Origin of the sequence: Micromonospora parathelypteridis (genome assembly GCF_014201145.1) — a bacterium.
GTDB classification, from domain to species: domain Bacteria; phylum Actinomycetota; class Actinomycetes; order Mycobacteriales; family Micromonosporaceae; genus Micromonospora; species Micromonospora parathelypteridis.
On record NZ_JACHDP010000001.1, the window covers coordinates 5991719 to 6011251 of the forward strand.

At 69.9% G+C, this 19533-nt stretch carries 18 protein-coding genes and 1 pseudogene; 9 read left to right on the forward strand and 10 right to left on the reverse strand.

What is annotated here, in order from left to right; genetic code table 11:
* Positions 1-144: 144 nt before the first annotated feature.
* Positions 145-1176, forward strand: coding sequence for a LacI family DNA-binding transcriptional regulator (locus HNR20_RS27040; protein ID WP_184185384.1), 1032 nt, complete (start codon positions 145-147; stop codon positions 1174-1176).
* Positions 1177-1240: 64 nt separating this feature from the next.
* Here the strand turns inward: HNR20_RS27040 and HNR20_RS27045 are convergent, their stop codons facing one another.
* Both HNR20_RS27045 and HNR20_RS27050 read right to left on the reverse strand, forming a co-directional pair.
* Entirely contained in the window at positions 1241-4897 is a 3657-nt protein-coding gene (locus HNR20_RS27045) for a family 78 glycoside hydrolase catalytic domain (protein WP_184185387.1), read from the reverse strand.
* Between the two features lie 212 nt (positions 4898-5109).
* On the reverse strand, positions 5110-6144 hold the full coding sequence (locus HNR20_RS27050; RefSeq protein ID WP_184185390.1) for a LacI family DNA-binding transcriptional regulator: 1035 nt from the start codon (positions 6142-6144) through the stop codon (positions 5110-5112).
* Positions 6145-6381: 237 nt separating this feature from the next.
* Here HNR20_RS27050 and HNR20_RS27055 point away from each other — a divergent pair, with 237 nt between their 5' ends.
* Together HNR20_RS27055 and HNR20_RS27060 are read left to right on the forward strand one after the other, a co-directional pair.
* Complete coding sequence (locus HNR20_RS27055) at positions 6382-7143, forward strand: cyclase family protein (protein WP_184185393.1); 762 nt, start codon at positions 6382-6384, stop codon at positions 7141-7143.
* A gap of 13 nt (positions 7144-7156) precedes the next feature.
* Entirely contained in the window at positions 7157-8815 is a 1659-nt protein-coding gene (locus HNR20_RS27060) for a thiamine pyrophosphate-binding protein (RefSeq protein ID WP_184185396.1), read from the forward strand.
* A gap of 22 nt (positions 8816-8837) precedes the next feature.
* On the opposite strand, the gene HNR20_RS27065 is transcribed toward HNR20_RS27060, so the two are convergent.
* Positions 8838-9389, reverse strand: coding sequence for an RBBP9/YdeN family alpha/beta hydrolase (locus HNR20_RS27065; protein WP_184185398.1), 552 nt, complete (start codon positions 9387-9389; stop codon positions 8838-8840).
* A 68-nt stretch (positions 9390-9457) separates the two neighbouring features.
* Positions 9458-9991 carry a nuclear transport factor 2 family protein gene (locus tag HNR20_RS27070; protein ID WP_221311075.1) on the reverse strand — a complete coding sequence of 178 codons (534 nt, stop codon included), beginning with the start codon at positions 9989-9991 and terminating at the stop codon, positions 9458-9460.
* A gap of 51 nt (positions 9992-10042) precedes the next feature.
* On the opposite strand from HNR20_RS27070, the gene HNR20_RS27075 reads away from it, so the two are divergent.
* A complete protein-coding gene (locus tag HNR20_RS27075; RefSeq protein WP_311736886.1) occupies positions 10043-10324 on the forward strand; it encodes a DNA polymerase ligase N-terminal domain-containing protein in 282 nt (93 codons plus the stop codon).
* A 90-nt stretch (positions 10325-10414) separates the two neighbouring features.
* Here HNR20_RS27075 and yczR read toward each other — a convergent pair whose 3' ends face one another.
* A complete protein-coding gene (gene yczR, locus HNR20_RS27080; RefSeq protein WP_184185404.1) occupies positions 10415-11902 on the reverse strand; it encodes a MocR-like transcription factor YczR in 1488 nt (495 codons plus the stop codon).
* A 98-nt stretch (positions 11903-12000) separates the two neighbouring features.
* Between yczR and yczE the strand changes: the two genes are divergently transcribed.
* Positions 12001-12783, forward strand: coding sequence for a membrane protein YczE (yczE, locus tag HNR20_RS27085; RefSeq protein ID WP_221309933.1), 783 nt, complete (start codon positions 12001-12003; stop codon positions 12781-12783).
* A gap of 28 nt (positions 12784-12811) precedes the next feature.
* Here the strand turns inward: yczE and HNR20_RS27090 are convergent, their stop codons facing one another.
* The 4 genes and pseudogenes from HNR20_RS27090 to HNR20_RS27105 all read right to left on the reverse strand — a co-directional run bounded on the left by HNR20_RS27090 (position 12812) and on the right by HNR20_RS27105 (position 16008).
* Complete coding sequence (locus HNR20_RS27090; protein WP_184189117.1) at positions 12812-13930, reverse strand: ABC transporter ATP-binding protein; 1119 nt, start codon at positions 13928-13930, stop codon at positions 12812-12814.
* On the reverse strand, positions 13927-14691 hold the full coding sequence (locus HNR20_RS27095) for an ABC transporter permease (protein ID WP_229687329.1): 765 nt from the start codon (positions 14689-14691) through the stop codon (positions 13927-13929). Before HNR20_RS27095 ends, HNR20_RS27090 begins: the two co-directional genes overlap by 4 nt.
* A 95-nt stretch (positions 14692-14786) precedes the next feature.
* Positions 14787-15587 (reverse strand): molybdate ABC transporter substrate-binding protein, encoded by an 801-nt coding sequence (modA, locus tag HNR20_RS27100; protein WP_184185407.1) that lies wholly within the window; start codon positions 15585-15587, stop codon positions 14787-14789.
* A pseudogene (locus HNR20_RS27105) lies at positions 15584-16008 on the reverse strand (TOBE domain-containing protein). The gene modA and the pseudogene HNR20_RS27105 overlap by 4 nt, the downstream one beginning before the upstream one ends.
* 103 nt (positions 16009-16111) lie before the next feature.
* Between HNR20_RS27105 and HNR20_RS27110 the strand changes: the two are divergent.
* Positions 16112-17179, forward strand: a complete 1068-nt coding sequence (locus HNR20_RS27110; RefSeq protein WP_229687284.1) for a class I SAM-dependent methyltransferase — start codon at positions 16112-16114, stop codon at positions 17177-17179.
* A gap of 123 nt (positions 17180-17302) precedes the next feature.
* Here the strand turns inward: HNR20_RS27110 and HNR20_RS27115 are convergent, their stop codons facing one another.
* Positions 17303-17758 carry a helix-turn-helix domain-containing protein gene (locus HNR20_RS27115; protein ID WP_184185413.1) on the reverse strand — a complete coding sequence of 152 codons (456 nt, stop codon included), beginning with the start codon at positions 17756-17758 and terminating at the stop codon, positions 17303-17305.
* A gap of 177 nt (positions 17759-17935) precedes the next feature.
* Here HNR20_RS27115 and HNR20_RS27120 point away from each other — a divergent pair, with 177 nt between their 5' ends.
* The 3 genes from HNR20_RS27120 to HNR20_RS31960 all read left to right on the forward strand — a co-directional run bounded on the left by HNR20_RS27120 (position 17936) and on the right by HNR20_RS31960 (position 19429).
* Positions 17936-18457, forward strand: a complete 522-nt coding sequence (locus HNR20_RS27120; protein ID WP_184185416.1) for a nuclear transport factor 2 family protein — start codon at positions 17936-17938, stop codon at positions 18455-18457.
* 96 nt (positions 18458-18553) lie between these two features.
* Positions 18554-18961 (forward strand): DUF1963 domain-containing protein, encoded by a 408-nt coding sequence (locus tag HNR20_RS31955; protein ID WP_221309934.1) that lies wholly within the window; start codon positions 18554-18556, stop codon positions 18959-18961.
* Between the two features lie 9 nt (positions 18962-18970).
* On the forward strand, positions 18971-19429 hold the full coding sequence (locus HNR20_RS31960; protein WP_221311248.1) for a hypothetical protein: 459 nt from the start codon (positions 18971-18973) through the stop codon (positions 19427-19429).
* Positions 19430-19533: the final 104 nt, after the last annotated feature.

A 19533-nucleotide genomic window follows, 5' to 3' on the forward strand; every position in this document is an offset into this window, starting at 1 on the left:
ATTTCTTCCCTGTTGCTAACGCGAGGGCTCCGGGTCGGTTCACGGAGCTGGTGGCGAAGTGGATGAAACGTTTTAGCCGCTATACACTGCCGAGCGACCCGGTCGGCACGGGCCGCGACCACCGTACGGAGCATCTGGGGAGTCATGGCAACGGCGAACATCAAGGAGGTGGCCCGGCATGCCGGCGTTTCGCTCGGCACCGTGAGCAACGTGCTCAACCGCCCCGACACGGTCGCTCCCGCTACCCGTCAGCGCGTGCTCGACGCCATCACTACCCTCGGCTACGTACGCAACGACTCGGCACGTCAACTGCGCGCCGGGCACAGTCGCACCGTCGCGATCGTCGTCCTGGACGTGGCCAACCCGTTCTTCACCGACGTGGTCCGGGGAGCCGAACAGGTGATCGAGGGGGCCGGCGCCATGCTCGTCGTCTGCAACAGCGGCGAGGACAGCGCCCGGGAGCGCCGCCACCTCGAGTTGCTGGAGGAGCAGCGGGTCCGCGGTGTGCTCATCACCCCGGTCGACCACGGCCCGCAGCCCACCCTGGACAAGCTCATCCAGCGAGGCATTCCGGTGGTGCTGGTGGACCGGGGAACGGGCCGGGCGAACCGTTGCTCGGTGGCGGTCGACGACGTGCTCGGCGGCCGACTCGCCATGGACCACCTGCTGGACCAGGGCCACCAACGCATCGCCTACCTCGGTGGCCCGCTCACCATCGCCCAGGTCGCCGACCGGCACGCCGGGGCCGCCGCAGCGCTGAAGGACCGCGGCAGCACCGCTGACCTCCGGGTGGCGGTGACCACCAGCCTGACCGTCGCCGCTGGCCGACGCGCCGCCGAGGAACTGCTCGCGCTTCCCGTCCGGAAGCGCCCGACCGCCGTGTTCTGCGCCAACGACCTGCTCGCGCTCGGTGTACTCCAGGAGCTGACCGCGCGTGGTCTGCGGGTACCGGCCGACGTGGCCATCGTCGGCTACGACGACATCGAGTTCGCCGGCGCGGCGGCGGTGCCGCTGTCGTCGGTGCGCCAGCCCCGCGGCCAGCTCGGCCGCGCCGCAGCGGAGCTGTTGCTCGAAGAGGCCGAGTCCGGCGCCACCCACCGGCACCGACACGTGGTGTTCCAGCCCGAGCTGGTCGTACGCCGATCCAGCGACCAACCCCGACGCACCCGGCGCTGACCGGCCACACCGATCGAGGAGCCGGACGGTTGCCCGCCCGGCTCCTCGGCAACACCCAGCTCGGTCAGGCCGCCGGAACGGGCAGCGCCCAGACGTCGGCGATCGACGGGTCGTAGCCGGTGCCGGTGTCCTGGTACCGCACCCGCACCACGCCGTCCCGGGTCGCGTCCGGCAGGTTGACGACGAACTGGTAGCTGACCGTGCCAGGCCCGCTCGCCGTACGCTGCCACGAGCGGGTGTGCGCCACCACCCCGTCAACGAGCACCTGGTAGTCCTTGAGCTGCGGCCCGTCGTACGTCTCCACCGAGCGCAACACGAACGGTTCGTTGGGCCGGACCACGAGATCGAACTCGAACCAACCGCCGGGACGGGTCACGTCGGTGTACCGCCGGGTCAGTCCGGCCTCGATGCTGGTGCCCGAGTAGGTGGAGGCGGTCAGGCGGTGCGCCTGCTCGGACGCCGCAGCGCCGAGGTCGACCTGGTCGTACGCCCCGGTCGGTGGGACGACCGCGAAGGAGTAGGAACCGGACCCGATCTCGTACACGGCGACCGCGCCGTCCATTCGGACGAACCGTACCCCGGCGGCCTGCTCCGCCGGTCGGCCGCCCTCGGTGACCGCCTCGCGCCCAGGTGTCGGGAAGCGCACCGTCGCCGTGGTGTTGGCCGGCAGGGTGAGGCGCAACCGCATGTCGCCGCGTGCGTCGACGTCCCAGTCACTGCCGATCGTGCCGTACGCCGAGCGGTACGTCGCCTTGGCCGAGGTGAGGCCGCCACCCGGCTGGGGGGCGAACGTGAGGTGCGAGTACCCGGGGTTGGCGGCGTCGGGCTGGATGCCGGCCACCGTCCGGTACATCCAGTCGCCGACCGCGCCGTACGCGTAGTGGTTGAAGGAGTTCATCGAGACGTCGCCGAAGCTGCCGTCCGGCATGATCGAGTTCCAGCGCTCCCAGATCGTGGTCGCGCCCTTGGCGATCTCGTAGCCCCAGGACGGGTAGGTGTCGTTGAGCAGCAGCCGGTAGGCGACATCGAGGTGCCCGGTGTCGCTGAGCGCCGGCAGCAGGTCCGGGGTGCCGAGGAAGCCGGTGGAGAGGTGCCAGTCGTGCCGTTGCACGTTGGCGACCAGCCGGTCGGCGGCCTTGCCCCGCAGCGTGTCGGGCAGCAGACCCATGCCGATGGCCAGCACGTACCCGGTCTGGCTGTCGCCCTGCACGGTGCCGTCGGCCGATACGTAGGTGTTGACGAACGCCTGCGCGATGGCGTTGGACAACGTCGTGTAGCGGGCCGCGTCGGCGCTCCGCCCGATGGCGCCGGCCAGCTTGGCCAGCAGCCGGATGCTGTACGCGTAGTAGGCGGTGCCGACCACGCCGGCCGGCGTCGGGTCCTCGAGATTGAGCCAGTCGAGGTACGGGCCGGCGTTGGTACGCAGGTTGCCGGAGCTGGTGCTCTCCAGCCAGGACGCGTACCGCACCATCGACGCGTAGTGCTCCTCGATCACCCGCTTGTCGCCGTAGCGCTGCCACAGCGCGTACGGCACGGTGATCCCGGCGTCGGCCCAGCCGGTCGCGCCGTCCCCGCAACAGGCGCGCGGCGCGACGTCGGGGTACGCGCCGTTGGCCGACTGCGCGTCGCGCAGGTCCTGCAACCACTTGGTGAGGAATGTGAGGCTGTCCATGTTGAACGTCGCGGTGTTGGCGAAGACGTTGATGTCACCGGTCCAGCCGAGCCGCTCGTCGCGCGCCGGGGTGTCGGTCGGGATGGACAGGAAGTTGCCGCGCTGTCCCCAGGTGATGTTGCTGTGCAGTTGGTTCACCATCGCGTTGGACGTCTGGAACTCGCTGGTGAGGTCCCCGTCGGTGTGCATGACGAGGCCGGTGACCGAGGACAGGTCGGGCGTGCCCGGGTAACCGGTCACCTCGACGTAGCGGAAGCCGTGAAAGGTGAACGTCGGCTGGTAGACCTCGGCGCCGCCGCCGCGCAGCGTGTACTGGTCGGTGGCCCGTGCCGAGCGCAGGTTGGCGGTGTAGGCGGTGCCGTTCGGGTTGAGCACCTCGGCGTGCCGGATGCGTACCGTCGTGCCGGCCGCGCCATTGAGCTTCAGCCGCACCTTGCCCACCATGTTCTGACCGAGGTCGAAGATCCAGGTGCCGGGGGTCGGTTGGGTCAGCGCCCGGGCCGGCAGCTCCTGGGTGACCCGCACCGGTGGGTCGACCTGGGCGACGATCTTGTTGGTGGCGTCGACGTCGTCGACGGTGGCGGGCTTCCAGCCGGCGTCGTTGAACCCGGCCCGGTCCCAGCCGGCCGGCAGCCGCCGCGCGTCGTAGGTCTCGCCGTGGATCAGGTCGCTCTGCAGGAACGGCCCTCCCGTGACGCGCCACGAGCCGTCGGTGCCGATCGTCGCGCTGCGTCCGTCGGTGTAGTCGATGACCAGTTGGGCGCTCAGGTGCGGCCGGGAGCCGTAGTTGTCGGTGCCGAACCAGGCGATGCTGCCGGCGTACCAGCCGTCGCCGAGCAGGGCGCCGAGGGCGTTGTCACCCGGTTGGAGTTGACGGGTCACGTCGTACGTCTGGTACTGCACCCGCTTGTGGTAGTCGGTCCAGCCGGGTGCCAACTCGTGGTCGCCGACCCGCTGGCCGTTGAGTGAGAGCTGGTAGACCCCGAGCGCGGTGGCGTAGATCCGGGCCCGTGCGACCGTACCGTCGACGCGGAAGCCCCGGCGCAGCAGCGGGTTCGCGTCCAGCGCGGTGAGCATGGCCTCGGTGTCGCCGCCGACCCGCAGGCCGGCCGACGTGGGCGTGCCCGCCCCGAACGGGTTCTGCCCGTCGGTGAGCGGGGCCGCGAAGAGCGTCTGGCCACCGCTGGTCACCGAGAAGTTCGAGAAGACGCCGGACTCCAACCCGTTCGTACGCAGGCCGACCGAGCCGGTCTGGTGCGCGGTGCTGGTGGTGACGTCGACCTGGGTGCCGTCGACCCAGGTGGTGATGGTGTTCCCGGCCGCGGTGATGCGCAGGGTGTGCGGCGTGGTCAGCCGGTCGGCCGGTACGACGCCGCCGAGCGGCACTTCCTTGAGCACCGTCCAGGCGCCGTTGACCCGAGCGTGCGGGCGCAGTTTCGCGCTGCCGTTCGTGATGGAGAACTGCCACATGTACGCGTTCGCCGCACCGCGGGCACGCAGGTAGATCCCGGCCGCGTCGCGTTCCAGCCGTACCGTCGTCTGCACCGTGTAGTCGGCCCAGGTCTCGGTCGGCGACGGCATGCCGATCCAGTCGGCCTGCCAGCCCGCGCCACCGCGGACGCCGGTCTCCCAGTACGTGGGTGCGCTCCAGCCGGAGGCGTTGCCGGCGGTGTCCCAGACCTGGACCTGCCAGGCGTACCGGGTGCGGGGTTGCAGTTGCGGGCCGGCGTACGGGACGAGGACGCTCTGCCGCGACCGGACCCGGCCGCTGTCCCAGACGTCGGGGGCGTTGAGGCGGTCCGCGCTGGTGGCGACGCGCACCTGGTACGACTCCTGGAGCACGCCCCGGGTGGTGGCTTCGATCTGCCAGCCGAGTCGGGGCTGCGCCACGTCCAGGCCGATCGGTTCGGTGGCGCGTTCGGTGGTCAGGCCGGTCGCGGTCAGTGCTGCGGCGGCCGGCGCTGCGGTGGCCGGGCCGGGCGCCACCAACGGCGTCAGGCCGAGCAGCAGCACGAGAAGCGCGGAGGGTGCGGCGCGATGCCGCGTCATGCGCATCATTCCAGGTCCTCATCCTTCTGGGCGGCGGTCTCCCGGCTCGGGCGTGGGCGTGGACGGGCCCGGATCGGGGAGGTGTGGTGGGGTAGGATGAATCGTTTCAGTGACGGTTTCAAGAAGGTTACGCGCTCGTGCTGGTCAAGTGAAGACGTTCACGGCGATGAATGTGTGGCTGGCCCGTCGGGTCGAAGATCCGCAGGGGCGGACTAAAGGGGAGCTGTCGTCCGCCGGGCGGCGAGGGTGGGGGAGAGCTTCACCTGGGTTGTGGGCCGACTGCTGTCGGTGATGCGGTCGAGCAGCAGTCGGGCGGCGTTGGTGCCGATCTGGTGGCCCGCCTGGTCGACGGTGGTCAGCGAGATCGGTCCGAAGGCAGCGAAGGTGGTGTTGTCGTAGCCGGCGACGGAGATGTCGCTGGGCGCCGACAGGCCGGCATCGGCGAGGGCGTCCAGGACTCCCATGGCGACGATGTCGGCACCGGCGAAGATGGCCGTCGGTCGTTGCGGCCGGGCGAGTAACTGCTGCGCACCGAGATAGCCGCCCTGCTGGGTATAGGTGGTGGAGGCGATGTCTATGTGCTCGCCGAGGCCATGGGCGTGCATGGCGTGACGGTAGCCGTCCGCGCGCACGGCGTTCGGCATCTCGGCGAGCCGTACCGGGTCGGTTTCGTGATGTTCGATGTGTGCGATACGGCGGTGCCCGAGCCCGGCGAGGTGGGCGACGATCAGGCCGGCGCCGACGAAGTCGTCGTCTGCGACGGTGTCGTAGACCGCCGAGTGTCCGTGCCGGCCGACGACGACGGTGGGTACGGTGCGGGCAATGCGATCCAGGCGCTGCCGGGAGGTCAGCGGGGCGATGAGGATGACGCCGTCCATGTTGCGGTCGATCATGGCGTCGGTGACGTGGGCTTCGCCCGGCTCGCTGTTGCAGGACGCGGCGATCAGCACCTGGTAGTCGGTGCCGTCCAGTTGGGCGTTGATGCCGTCGAGGATGTCGGCGAAGAACGGGTTGCGGATGTCGGGCAGCATCACGCCGATGGTGTAGGTCTGCCCGCGAAGCCCGCGGGCGGACGCCGACGGGCGGTAGCCGAGTTCGTCGATGGCGGCACGGACCTTGGCCTGCATCTGCGGGCTGGCGCCGTACGCGTTGCGCAGCACCTTGGACACGGCGGTGGTCGACACCCCGGCATGTCTGGCCACGTCGATGATCGTGACTCGGCGCGTCGGCACTGGCGGTCTCGGCATCCGATCTCCTCGTTCCGGGAAACGTTGCCCAGTGTAGGTGTGTTCATGATTCCCCTGAGACGCGCGCCGTGCTGCGGGCTCGCATCCTCGGCGTCTTCAGCGAGCAGGTGCGGTCCGCTTCATCGACATGCTGCTCGCCGACGGTTGACGAAGGCCACCGCGTTGATCGAGAGAGCACCGCCGACACGACCCGTTCGAGGTCCATCGTGGAGTGTGAGCGGGGTGTACCGTCGCCGCATGACGGTGCTGCAGGAGTTTGTCGCCGCCCTTTCCAGCGGCCGGATCCAGGTTGTCGACCTCACCGCTCCGCTCTCGGACCAGACCCCGATCCTGGGTCTGCCCGAGCAGTTCGGCCAGACCTGGCCGTTCCGGCTCAGCGAGATCAGCCGGTACGACGACCGAGGTCCAGCCTGGTACTGGAACAACTTCTCCACCGGCGAGCACACCGGCACCCACTTCGACGCCCCGGTGCACTGGGTCACCGGTCAACAGGGCGCGGACGTGTCGCAGGTCCCGGTGAACCAGCTGATCGCCCCGGCGGTGGTGATCGACCACGCCGCCGACGCCGCCGCCGACCCTGACTTCCTGCTCGAGGTCGCGCACATCAAGGCCTGGGAGGCGGAACACGGCGCCCTGCCCACCGGTGGCTGGCTGCTCTACCGCACCGGCTGGGACGCGTACGGCGACGACCCGGAGCGGTACGCCAACGCCGGGCGTACCCCGGGCATCTCCGTCGAGTGCGCCCGCTGGCTGGCGGAGGAGTCACCGATCCAGGGCGTCGGGGTGGAGACGGTCGGCACCGACGCGGGCGCCGCGCACTCGTTCGACCCGCCGTTCCCGTGCCACTCGTTCCTGCTCGGCCAGGAGAAGTACGGCCTGACCCAGCTACGCAACCTGGCACAACTGCCCGCGACCGGCGCGGTGGTGATCGCCGGACCACTGCCGATCGTGTCCGGGTCCGGCAGCCCGTGCCGGGTCCTCGCGTTGGTCGAACGGTAGGACCGGGCCACCGATGCGGGTAGCCGAGGTGGTCGGGCGGGTTCTGCACGGACACGGCGCACGGTATGTCTTCGGGGTGGTCGGCAGCGGCAACTTCCATGTCACGAACGCGCTCGTGGCGGCCGGCGCCCGGTTCGTGGCGGCGGCCCACGAGGGCGGCGCGGCGAGCATGGCGGACGGGTACGCCCGCACCTCCGGCACGGTGGGCCTGCTCTCGGTGCACCAGGGTCCGGGCGTCACCAACGCGCTGACCGGCCTCACCGAGGCCGCGAAGAGCCGTACGCCGATGGTGGTCCTGGCCCCGGAGGCGACCGCGCCCCGGTCGAACTTCTTCATCGACCTGCCGGCGCTCGCCACCTCGGTCGGGGCGGACTTCCATCGAATACGCGCAACGCACGCGGCCGAGGACGCGGGCGCGGCGTACCGGGCCGCCGCCCGGGGCGCGACGGTGGTGCTGGGCCTGCCGTTGGAGGTGCAGAGCGCCGTGACCGAACCGTGGTCCGGCCCGGCGCCTGCGGTCGCGCCGACCTCGGCCACCGCCGGGCAGGTCGAGCCGTTGCTGGCCGCGCTCCGGGCCGCACGTCGACCGGTCTTCATCGCGGGTCGGGGAGCCCGCGCGGCCCGGGAACCGCTGACCCGGCTCGCCGACTCGTGCGGCGCGCTGCTCGCGGTCTCGGCCGCCGCGAAGGGACTGTTCGCCGGGAACCCGTGGAACCTCGACGTGGCCGGCGGCTTCGCCACCCCGCTCGCCGCCGAGCTGATCGGCGCGGCGGACCTGGTCGTCGCGTGGGGCAGCACGCTGAACATGTGGACGACCCGGCACGGCGAGTTGATCCCGCCCTCCGCCGTCGTCGTCCAGGTAGACCACGACCCGGCCGCGTTCGGGGTGAACCGCCCGGTCGACCTGACGGTGGCCGGCGAGGTGGCGGCGGTCGCCGACGCGGTGCTGGCTCGGCTGAGCGCCGGCTCCACGGGGGCCGTGGACGCCGGGACCGGCGGCTGGCGTACGCCGGAGCTGGCACAACGGATTCGCGACCACGGCCGCTGGCGGACGGTTCCGTACCGGGACGAGGGCGGCTCGGCGCGGGCCGGCGCCCCGGCGACGGTCGACCCACGGACGCTCTCGGCCGCCCTGGACGACCTGCTGCCGCCCGACCGGACGGTGGTGGTCGACTCGGGCAACTTCATGGGCTACCCGTCGATGTGGCTCGACGTGCCAGACGTGGCCGGATTCTGTTTCACCCAGGCGTTCCAGTCGATCGGGCTCGGCCTGGCCAGCGCGCTCGGCGCGGCGGTCGCCCGACCGGACCGGCTCACCGTCGCCGCGGTCGGCGACGGAGGCTTCGTCATGTCCGCGACCGAACTGGTCACCGCCGTCCGGCTGGCGCTACCACTCCTCGTGGTGATCTACGACGACGCCGCGTACGGCGCCGAGGTGCACCACTTCGGCCCGGACGGGCACCCGTTGGACACGGTCACCTTCCCCGAGACCGACCTGGCCGCGATCGCCCGAGGTTACGGCTGCGACGGGTTGACCGTCCGGACCGTCGACGATCTCGAGCCGGTACGTCGCTGGCTCGCTGGTCCCCGTACCCGGCCGCTGGTGATCGACGCGAAGGTCTGCGCTGCCCGCGGCTCATGGTGGCTGGAGGAGGCGTTCCGTGGCCACTGAGCTCGCCTGAGCGTCAGCGGTGTCATGGCTGTACGGGCTGGGTCAGTGATTCGACCAGGCGTTTGCCGTCGGGCCACGGGCCGAACCCGGTCTTGGAGTCCAGGTGCCCGACCGCGCCCGCGTCGAACAGTTCCGAGCCCCAGTCCCGCGCGTACGCTTCGAATTGCGCGAACGTGGCATTCGGGTCGTTGTGACTGGCGACCAGGACTGAGCGGAAGGGCAGTGGCCCCCGTGGCACGTGTCCGGTGAGGACATCGACGGTCTCGTACGGGTCGGGAGTCCATTCCGGATCCAGGTACGGTGGCGTGACCAGCAGGGCGGCACGAACGGGACCGACGTGCTGACTGGCCCAGACGGCGACGGTCAGGCATCCCGCACTGTGCGCCACCAGGATCGCCGGCTCACCGTTGGCGCTGATCGCGGAGTGCAGCGCGGCGACCCGTTCGGCGACGACGTACGGTGGCCCGGGTGGTTCAGGCGCCCATTGGTACTTCGGGTTGTCCCTGACCCAGCTGCGCGACCAGTGGTCGAGGAATGGAACTCCTCGACCGGGCACGACAAGGTAGCGCGTCATGCGGGCGAGGGTAGCGCGAGGATCACCCGGATTCGTGCGGTGCCAACAGCCGACCCGGTGTCTACGCACTAGCCGGCGGCGGCCTCACGCTGGATCTGCTCGAACTGGGCGGCCATCGCGGCGGCCAGGGCCTGCGCGGCGGACAGCGGACGGACCATGACCGTGAACTCATCGATCAGGCCGGTCTCGTCCAGATGCAGAAAGTCGCAGCCCTCGACGGCAATGTCGCCCAGCCGCGCCTCGAACACCAAAGCGTGATCGCGGCCGCCGTCGCCGCTGAGCTCACGGACGTACCGGAAGTCCTCGAACACCCGCAGAACGCCGCGGAGGATCGCCGCGGTGATTGCCTTGCCCGGATAGGGCTTGAACGCCACCGGGCTGCGAAACACCACGTTGTCGGCCAGGGTCGCCGCGACGGCGTCCGGGTCGCGTGCCTCAACCGCCGCGCGAAAGTCGATCACCGTGCCAGCGTACGGGTTCGGGTCGGCGACCCGGGAGGCATGAAGGTGGATATCGAACAGGTCGATGTCGCCCGGATCGGGACGCCAACGAGGATGAGACCGCCGACAATGGCAAGAGTGACACCCGCCTTCGTCCTGCATCACCACCGCAAACCACGACCACACTTTGACCTGCGGCTCGAGGAGGGCGGTGTGCTGCGCTCCTGGGCGGTGCCTCGTGGCTTGCCGGACAGTCCCGGCGACAACCGGCTCGCGATCGCCGTGCCCGACCATCACCTCGATCACCTCACCTACGAGGACGTCGACAAGTCGATCGCCGACATCGGCACGTGGGAGGAGCACGACCGCACCGACCGCCGGATGCTGTTCACGTTGCACGGCCGTACCGGCCGCCGGCGGTACGCGCTCATCCGCACGGGTGAGGGGTGGCTGCTCCACTTGACGAAAGAGCAGCCTTCGGACGAGCGCGGATAGACCGTCTTCCGAGGTCGGCAGGCTTGCGACCCCTCGGACACGATCCCTGGCCCCACGCTGCTGGCGGGGCGTTCGATCTGCGCTCGACGGTCAGGCGATCCAGTGTGGTTGCCGCGTGGTGGATGAGAACGGACGGCCATCGGCGAGGGCGGTGGCCAGGCGACGCACGGCCTCGCGCAGGGCATCCGGAGTCGTTGTGTAGGGGATACGAAGGCGCTGTTCGAGAATTCCTGGATCGGCGGCGAAGTAACCGCCGCCCTCGATCCGTACCCCGTAGTCGAGTGCTCGCTCGGCGAGCGCCGAGGCGATGGGTTCGCCCAGGTCGACCCAGAGGGACAGCCCTCCGGGCGGCAACTGCCATTTCCACTGCGGGAGGTGCTCGGCGAGCGCCGCGGCCAGCACCGCACGCTGATGGCGCAGCTGCTCCAGTCGGTGTGGCCGCACCTCCTGTGCTCGCTCGAGGAGGTCGAGTGCCAGTAGTTGGTCCAGTACGGAGCCACCCATGTCGGTGGCGACCCGTTGGCCGGCGAGTTCGGTCACCAGCCGCGAGGGTGCGCGTAGCCAGCCGATGCGCAGGCCGGCCCAGTGGGTCTTACTCATCGAGCCAATGGTGATGACCTGGGCTGTCCCGCCGCGCGCGGCGTGGGAGGCGAAGGGTGGCGGGACGGGGACGTCGAGGGCGAGGTCGGCCAGCGTCTCGTCGATGATCAGCCAGGTGCCGGAGCGTTGGGCGGCGCCGAGGACGCGGACGCGCTCCTCCTCAGGCATGAGGCAGCCGGTCGGGTTGTGGAAGTCGGGGATCAGGTAGGCGAACTGAGGCACCACCTGGCGCAAGGTGGACTCGACGATCTCGATGTCCCAGCCGGTGTCGGTGACGGGGACGGACACGGTGCGCAGCCGGGCGCGGCGCATGGCCTCCAGGGCGTTCGGATAGGACGGGCTCTCGACCATGACTCGGTCACCCTGGCGGCACAGCAGGCCCAGGACCAGCGTGAGCGCGTGCTGGGCCCCGGAGGTCACCAGGATCTGGTCGGGCATGGTGGCCAGGCCGCGCTGGGTGAACCGTTCGGCGATGGCCGCGCGCAGTTCGGACAGGCCGTAAGGGTGGTATCCGGGCAGGTGCGCGTGCTCGGCCACCTTGGGGGCGACGTGTGCGAGGGCGTCGACGAGGGTCTGCTCGGCCATTCCGGGCGCCGCCCGCGCCAGGTCGATCGCGGTGTCCTGGTGGCCGAGCAGCCGGGTGATGCCGCTGGGCGTCCGGCCGGTCGGCAGGTCCGTCCAGGTGCCTGAGCCTTGGCGGCTGTGCGCGTAGCCGCTCTCACGTAGCAGGTCGTACACGGCCGTGATGGTCGCCCTGCTGGTCGCCAGGGCAGTGGCCAACTCACGTTCCGCTGGCAGCTTGACGTGCAACGCGATCCTGCCGTCCAGGATCAGCGTGCTGATCGCTTGGGCCAGGTGGCGGTAGGCGGGCCGCGCTGCCGTCGGGTCGGGCAGCATCGCGGCCAACTGCCGGCTCCCCAGCGTGCGGTCGGTGCGGACCGCCCTGCCCGGAGGCTGCGACGGGGGTGAGTCCGGCATACCACTCTCCCATGATTGGTCATGTTATCCCGGCCAATCATGCTACAGAGTTGCCGCCAGTGGCATTAAGGCAGACGAGTGGACCGGAGACGGCAGGGATGCAGCACCAGATCATGGACGGCGACGAGGGAAAGCGCTGGCACCGTCACCGGGATCGCGGCATGGCCGTGCGGACACCTGGAAGACGCCCGTCCAAGCCCGCGCTCACCTATGTCCCCCTTGGCGAACGGCCACTGCGGCGCATTCCGCAACTGTTGGTCGGGCTCACGCTGTACGGGCTCAGCCTGTCCGTCATGGTTCGTGCCGCGCTTGGTGTCAACCCATGGAGCGTCCTGTACGAGGGCCTGCAGCACCGCACCTCCCTCAGCTTCGGCACGATCACTGCCGCCCTGGGCGTGCTTGCTCTCGTGCTGTGGATTCCACTCAAACAGCGGCCGACCTTCGGCACCCTCGCCAACATCGTCGTCGTGGCGTACTCCACTGACCTTGGCCTTGAGTTCATCCCCGACCACCTTGGGCTTCCCGCCAGGGCCGGCCTGCTCCTCGGAGGTGTCCTGCTCAACGGACTGTCCGTCGCCGTCTACGTCGGCGCGCGGCTCGGGCCCGGCCCCCGTGACGGTCTGGTAACCGGCACCGCCATCAGAACCGGGCGCTCCATCGGGCTCGTCCGCACCACGATCGAGCTCACCGTGCTCGCCTGCGGCTGGCTGCTCGGCGGGAGTCTGGGCGTCGGCACCGTGCTGTACGCACTTGCCGTCGGACCGATCACCCAGTTCTTCCTGCGCTGGTTCACCTACCAGACCACCATCCAACGCCCTGGGCCGGCCAGGCGGCGCCGGTACGCGATGCGACTCGGCGCCTGGAATGACGGTCGCGCCTAGCACCACCACGGCTCGAACCTGGGGACTCCTACCGTTGCCGTCCGGAGATGGGGGCCGGGTAGACGCGGGTTTCGGTTGCCTTGACCGAAGCCCAGAGGGGTTGTCCGGGGGCGAGGTGGAGGTGCGCGGCCGCGGCGGGGGTGATGTCAGCGGCCACGTCGATCGGCCCGGCGAGTTGGATTCGGAGGTTGTCGCCGTGGCGTTGGATGCCGGTGATCGTCGTGGGCCAGACGTTGCGGGGGCTGCCGTCGGGGCGGTGCGGGTAGAGGGCGACGGCTGACGGTGGGAACGCGACGAAGACCTCGCCGTCGTGTCGGTCAGCGGTGGTGAGGGAGAAATCGGCGCCGAGTCGAACACTGTGGCCGTCGGCCTGACCGCGGTGCAGGTTGAGTCCGACGAGTCGGGCGACGTAGTCGGTACGGGGTTGTGCGGTGATCGTTGCGGCGCTGCCCTCCTGGACGATCTGGCCGTCCTCGATGATGACGAGCCGGTCGGCGAGGACGAGGGCGTCGAGCGGGTCGTGGGTGACCAGCAGCGTCGCGCCTGGGTGCGCGGCGAGATGGCGCTGTAGTTCGGCTCGGGTGTCCAGCCGGGTGCGGGCGTCGAGTGCGGCGAGAGGTTCGTCCAGGAGCAGCAGCGCCGGGTTGACGGCGAGGGCGCGGGCGAGGGCGACGCGTTGGGCCTGTCCGCCGGAGAGGTGGCGGGGCTTGTGGCGGGACTGCCCGGTCAGGTTCATCCGGTCGAGCCACTCACCGGCGACCTGCCGGGCGTGGCGTCGGTCGAGGCCGTGCCGGCGGGGCCCGAAGGCGACGTTGTCCAGGGCGTTCAGGTGCGGAAACAGCAGGTAGTCCTGGAAGACGACACCGATCGGGCGCCGTTCGGTGGGGGTCCAGTGTCGTGTTTCGGGTCGGTCGAGGTCCTGCCCTGCGAGGGTGAGGTGCCCGGCGGAGAGCGGGATCAGACCGGCCAGGGTGCGTAGGGCGGTGGTTTTGCCGGCGCCGTTGGGGCCGAGCAGGGCGACGACCTCGCCAGCGCCGATGTGCAGCGCGACGTCGAGGCGAAAGCCCGCGCGGTCGACGACGAGGTGGGCGTCGAGCGTCGGTGTGCCGGCGTCGGGTTCGCCTCTGGCGGCGGTGTGGGCGGTCATGGGCTGCTGATCCATCGGTCGCGGAGGCTGGCGAGGATGACCACCGAGACGGTGAGCAGGATCAGGCTGAGCACGATCGCTGCTTCCAGGTCGGTCTCCAGCGCGAGGTAGACGGCGAGGGGCATGGTCTGGGTGCGGCCCGGGAAGTTACCCGCGAACGTGATGGTGGCGCCGAACTCGCCGAGTGCCCGAGCCCAGCACAGCACCGCTCCGGCGGCGATGCCCGGCGCGACGAGCGGAAGGGTGACGTGGGTGAAGGTGGTCCAGCGGCCAGCGCCGAGGGTCGCGGCGGCTTCCTCGTATCGGGTGTCGGACCCGCGCAGCGCACCCTCGACGGCGATGATCAGGAACGGCATCGCGACGAACGCCTCGGCGAGGACGACGCCGGTGGTGGTGAACGGGAGTGTGATGCCGAAGGTGGAGTCGAGCCAGGAGCCGATCAGTCCTCTGCGGCCGAAGACGAGCAGCAGGGCGACGCCGCCGACGACGGGCGGCAGGACGAGCGGGACGGTGACGAAGGCGCGTACGACGCGTCGGCCGGGGAACGGGACGCGGGCGAGCAGCCAGGCCAGCGGGACGCCGAGGGCGACGCAGAACAGGGTGGCGAGGGTTGCGGTCTGGATCGACAGCCGCAGCGCGCTGAGCACACCTGGTTCGGTGAGCCGCTGCGGGAGAGTGGCCCATGGGGTCCGCGCCAAGAGCCCCACCAGTGGCAGCACCAGGAACAACATGCCGAGGGTGGCGGGGATGAGCAACGCGATCGGGACCCTGGTGGTGCGGCGACGCCGGTGCGGCGACGCGCCGGTCTCCGGTCGCGTCGCCGCACTCGTATCGTCAGAAGGTGACACCGGCACGGTTACGGGGCCTGGAAGCCCGTCGCGGTGAGCACACTCTTGCCGGTGTCGGCCAGCACGTAGGCGATGAACGCCTGCGCGGCCGTCCTGTTGGGGGCGTTCTTGAGCAAGATGATCGGATAGTCGTTGATCGCCTTGGCGGACTCGGGGAACTCGATCCCGTCCACGTCCGCAGCGGCGGCTTTCGCGTCGGTACGGTAGACCAGCGCGGCGTCCACCTCGCCCAGCTTGACCTTCGACAAGGCGGCCTTCACGTCCTGCTCCAGAGTCACCGGGGTGACCTTGACGTTGGCGGCATCGAGGGCCTTCTTCGCCGCCGCTCCGCATGGGACCTGTTCGGCGCAGAGCGCGACTTTGGCGTCGGGTTTGGTCAGGTCCGTCAACCCGGTCACCCCGTTGGGGTTGCCCTTGGGCACGGCGATGACGAGTTGGTTCTTCACGAACGTGGTCGGGGTGCCGTCGCCGTTGCCGGCATCGGTGACGACCTTCATGTTCGTCGGAGCGGCGGACGCGAACACGTCGGCCGGGGCGCCCTGGTTGATCTGGGTTGCCAGCGCCGAACTGCCGGCGAAGCTGAACGTGACCTTCACCCCGGGGTTCGCCGCCTCGAAGTCCTTGCCGATGGTGGTGAACGACTCGGTCAGCGACGCCGCCGCGAACACCGTCACCGTGCCGGTGACGCCCGCGCTGCTGGTCCCGGAACCTGGACTGGCGGTGTCGTCACCGCCACCACAGCCGGACAGACCCACCACCGCCAGCGCGGTGAGTGCGGCCAGGGTAGTACGCAATCGTCGTGCCCTCACGAACTGCTCCTCCCTCTACTACCGGCGGTCATCGTGGCTTCTCCACCACCACCGTGGTCGACTTGATCACCGCGACTGCGACTGAGCCGACCTCGAGACCGAGGTCGTCGACGGCTTCGCGGCTCATCAGCGACACCAGCCGGAACGGCCCGGCCTGAATGTCGACCTGCGCCATCACCGCGTCCTTGACCACCGCGGTGACGATGCCCCGCAGCCGGTTACGCGCCGACGACTCCTCCGCGCGGCCCTCCGGCTCGCCCGCCTGGGCCTGAACGAACCCGGCGAGCGTCACCCCGTCGATCACCCGGTGTCCGTGCTCATCGCGAACGGCGGCCAGGCGTCCGGCGTCGACCCAACGCCGCACCGTGTCCACGCTGACCCCGAGCAACTCGGCGGCCTCACCGATCCGAAACATCGTCACACAGCCACGATAGCTGGCCGCAACTGCCCAACAGAAGTGCCCAAACAGCCCGCATCCGCAACCGAGACTAGCCAGCACCCTCCAGCATCTGCATCATGGACTGGTGGCTGGTGAACCTGCGTCGATGCCGGCATGGCAGACCCTGACCGGCGAGCAGACCCGCCGGTGGACCGAGGTCCTCGACCACCTCGCCGCCGCCCTTCCCCCAGGTGCCGTCACCGTCGTTGTCGACGGAGGCATTCCCTACCCCGGCATCGTCGCCGACCGTCTCGCCGACGCCCTGCGCGGCATCGGGCGCCCCTGCGCCCGCCTCAGCGACGCCACACCAATCGCCGACGAGGACAGCTGGCGTACCGACCGGACCCCCCAGACCGTCGCCATCGCTGATGGACCCCGGTGGCGTGCCCACCCACCCGGCGGCAAGTGGGATGTGGTCATCAGGCTGCTCACCCCGGCGGCAAGCGCGGGCGTCCACGGCAGTCGCGAGCCCGACTGCGACATCGCGATTGATCTGCACAACCCCAACTGGCCGGTGATCCGGCGGCTCACCGATCGGCTCGCCCCCCGGGAACGCTGGTACATCAGCGAGACCCGGGCCTTCTTCGCCATTCGCGCGGCGACCTGGGACACCAAGTTCGGCGACGACCTGCCCGCCTACCGCGCCGCCGTCACCGAAGCGCACGTACCCCCCGCCGGGGTAGCCGTCGACATCGGCTGCGGCACCGGCCGCGCCCTGCCTGCCCTCCGACACGCCGTCGGCCCGAACGGCACCGTCATCGGCCTCGACGTCACCCCGCAGATGCTCACCGCCGCGGCCCCCCACAGCCGCGACGCAGCGGCGACCCTGATCCTCGGCGACGCCCGACACCTTCCGTTTGGAGACGCCGGCGTCGACATCATTTTCGTCGCCGGGCTCCTCACACACCTCCCCGACTTCGAAGCCGGGCTCCGCGAACTCGCCCGGATCACCCGACCCGGCGGACGTCTCGTGCTCTTCCACCCCTCCGGCCGGGCAGCTCTCGCCGCCCGACATGGCCGCACCCTGGACCCCGACGAACCCCTCGCCGAAGCCCCGCTACTCCGGTCGACCTCCCGCACCGGATGGCAGCTCACCAGCTACGACGACCCGCCACACCGCTTCCTTGCCACCGCCACCCGCCAGACGAACTGACCCAACGCCAGTCGGCCACCAACGGTCGCCGTGTTCCTGCCGGCGAAAGGGCTCATCCAGGCGCGCCGCGCCGTCAGCGGGGCGGGCGGCGAATTGTGATCGACAGCCGGTGGCCACGTGGTGTCAGCCCGCGCGGGACGACGTTCGGCGCGCGAGGCGGTACAGGGCGGCCCGAATGTGCTCCCTTTCGACGGCGGTGGTGCGAGGGTCCATCAGTCGGTCGTGGACGGCACCCAGGAGCTCTTCGATCGCCGGTTCTGCCACGGGCACCTCTGGCGACGGTGCGTAGTGAGTCAGCGGGGTGAGGGCGCGCAGGGCCGCGCCGAGCGGCAGGTTCAAGGCCGTGCAGAACGCGCGTACCTTGGGCAGCTCCGGGTGGTGCTGCCAGTCACCGGACAGCCATCGAAAGATGGTCGAGCGGCCGAGGCCGCTCTGAGCCGCCACTTGCGTGATCGACCAACCATGCTCGTCCTGGGCGACGTCGACCGCGTGGCGTACGAACTGAGCGAACGCCTCCTGCGCGGCCCCTTCGACGTCACCCCTGTCCTGGCCGTCGCTTCCCCCACGGTCGGTACTCAACTGGCCTCTCTTCCGCCTCCGTGCTGCCTTCCACCACGATAATCGAAAATCGTTGATACTTACTCGAGTGCACGGCGCTGTAACTGCCGGCTGAGCGGCGGAGCGTAATCGCACGCATCGGTCGGCCAGTTGCGGCTCGCCGCGATCTGGCCGGGACTTGCAGTATCAGAGCTCTCGATGACCACCGCGAACATGGGAGTATCCGTGGACCAGTCTTATGACGCTGTCGCCGCATGGCGGGCCGCCGGCGAGGCCCGTGACGCCGCCGGTGCGGTCGCCGCCCTCAGCCCTGATGTCACTCTGATCTCGCCGATCACCGAGCAGTTCACCTTCCGAGGCCATCGGCAAGTACGCACCTTGCTCGACGTGGCCCTGGCCGCGATCGATGACATCACCTTCACCGACCAGGTCGCCGAGGGCCGTACCGTGGCGCTGTTCTACGAGGCGCAGGTCGGCGGGACGCGTCTCTACGAAGCCCAGCGGCTGCGCCTGGGCGCCGACGGTCTGATCAGCGACATCACCCTGTACGTCCGGCCGTTGCCGGCGCTCACTCTACTGATGACTCGCCTCGGGCCCGACCTGGCCCGACGCAACGGACAGCCGGGCCTGGCCCGGCTGATCCCGCTCGCCAGCGGCGCGATGCACTCGATGGCCGCCACCGGCGAACAAAGAATCATGCCGAGAGTGGCACCTCGATAGCAGCTCCTCCGGTCAGCGATCGTTGCCAACGACCTCCCCACCGCCGGCCGGAGACGCCCTCAACTGCCGTTGGTGTGCGTGGCACGATGCTGAGCCATGGATCATCAGGGGCAGTTTCGCCGTGCAGCGCTCGCGTTGGGCGTCCCGGACGACGAGATCAGCAGCTTCATCAGGCACCTCCGGTTGTCGATCCGGCTGAGCAGCGGCTCCGACGGTGTTCCGGTAGGACAGTTTGGTGGGCTACCCCGGCTGCCGCTGGACGAGGACTGGCCGTCCGATCAACCCGGCCCGTTGCCGTTCATCTTCTCGGTCGACTGTGCGGCGCTGCCGAGGGTCGACGGCTTCGGCCTGCCGGCAGTCGGCTCGCTGCTGTTCTTCATGGACCACGAGAACGACTACCTGGCCAGTGCCACCGGAGAACAGAGGTACGCGCGAGTCGTGTTTGTGCCGGAAGGCACCGACACTTCGGTCGTGGAACCCCCCGACTCGGAGTTCGTCGGCTAGCAGTACGACGTGAGCGCCACACTCCTCGCGGAGCTGCCCCATTGGTTCGCGACGCACGAGGATGAGGACGAGGACGACCTGTCGCCCTTCCAGCAGCAACTGGCCCGTGACCTCGAGCGTGACATGCCACACCTGGACGAGCTCCGCGCTCTGGCCTACGACCTCTGGCCGCCTGACGAAGGGCTCGCCAGCGCCTACCTCGGCGGGTACGCCGACGATGCGGTGATCACGAGTATCGCGGAGCAGACTCTTGCGGGGCGCGAGAAGGCCGGCGAGATCGTCATCCCGGTGGCGAAATGGTATTCGCAGCTGGAGAAGGAAAAGCACCAATTGACGAGTGAGTGGATGTCGCTCGCCCGCTTCCCCGTGGGCGACGAGTTCTATCACGGCAATTTTGTGATCCGCCACGACGACCTGGCCGCCGGCCGGCTGGACAGGGCTTACTCCGTAGTCGAGTTCAGTGAGTAGCAGCCGCGGACAGCGTCGCCTGCGGGCACGATCCCGCTCGGCGGTCTGGCTGTCGTTGTCCCGTTGATCCTCCCGATCCGCACCTTGCATAGGCTTCCCGACAA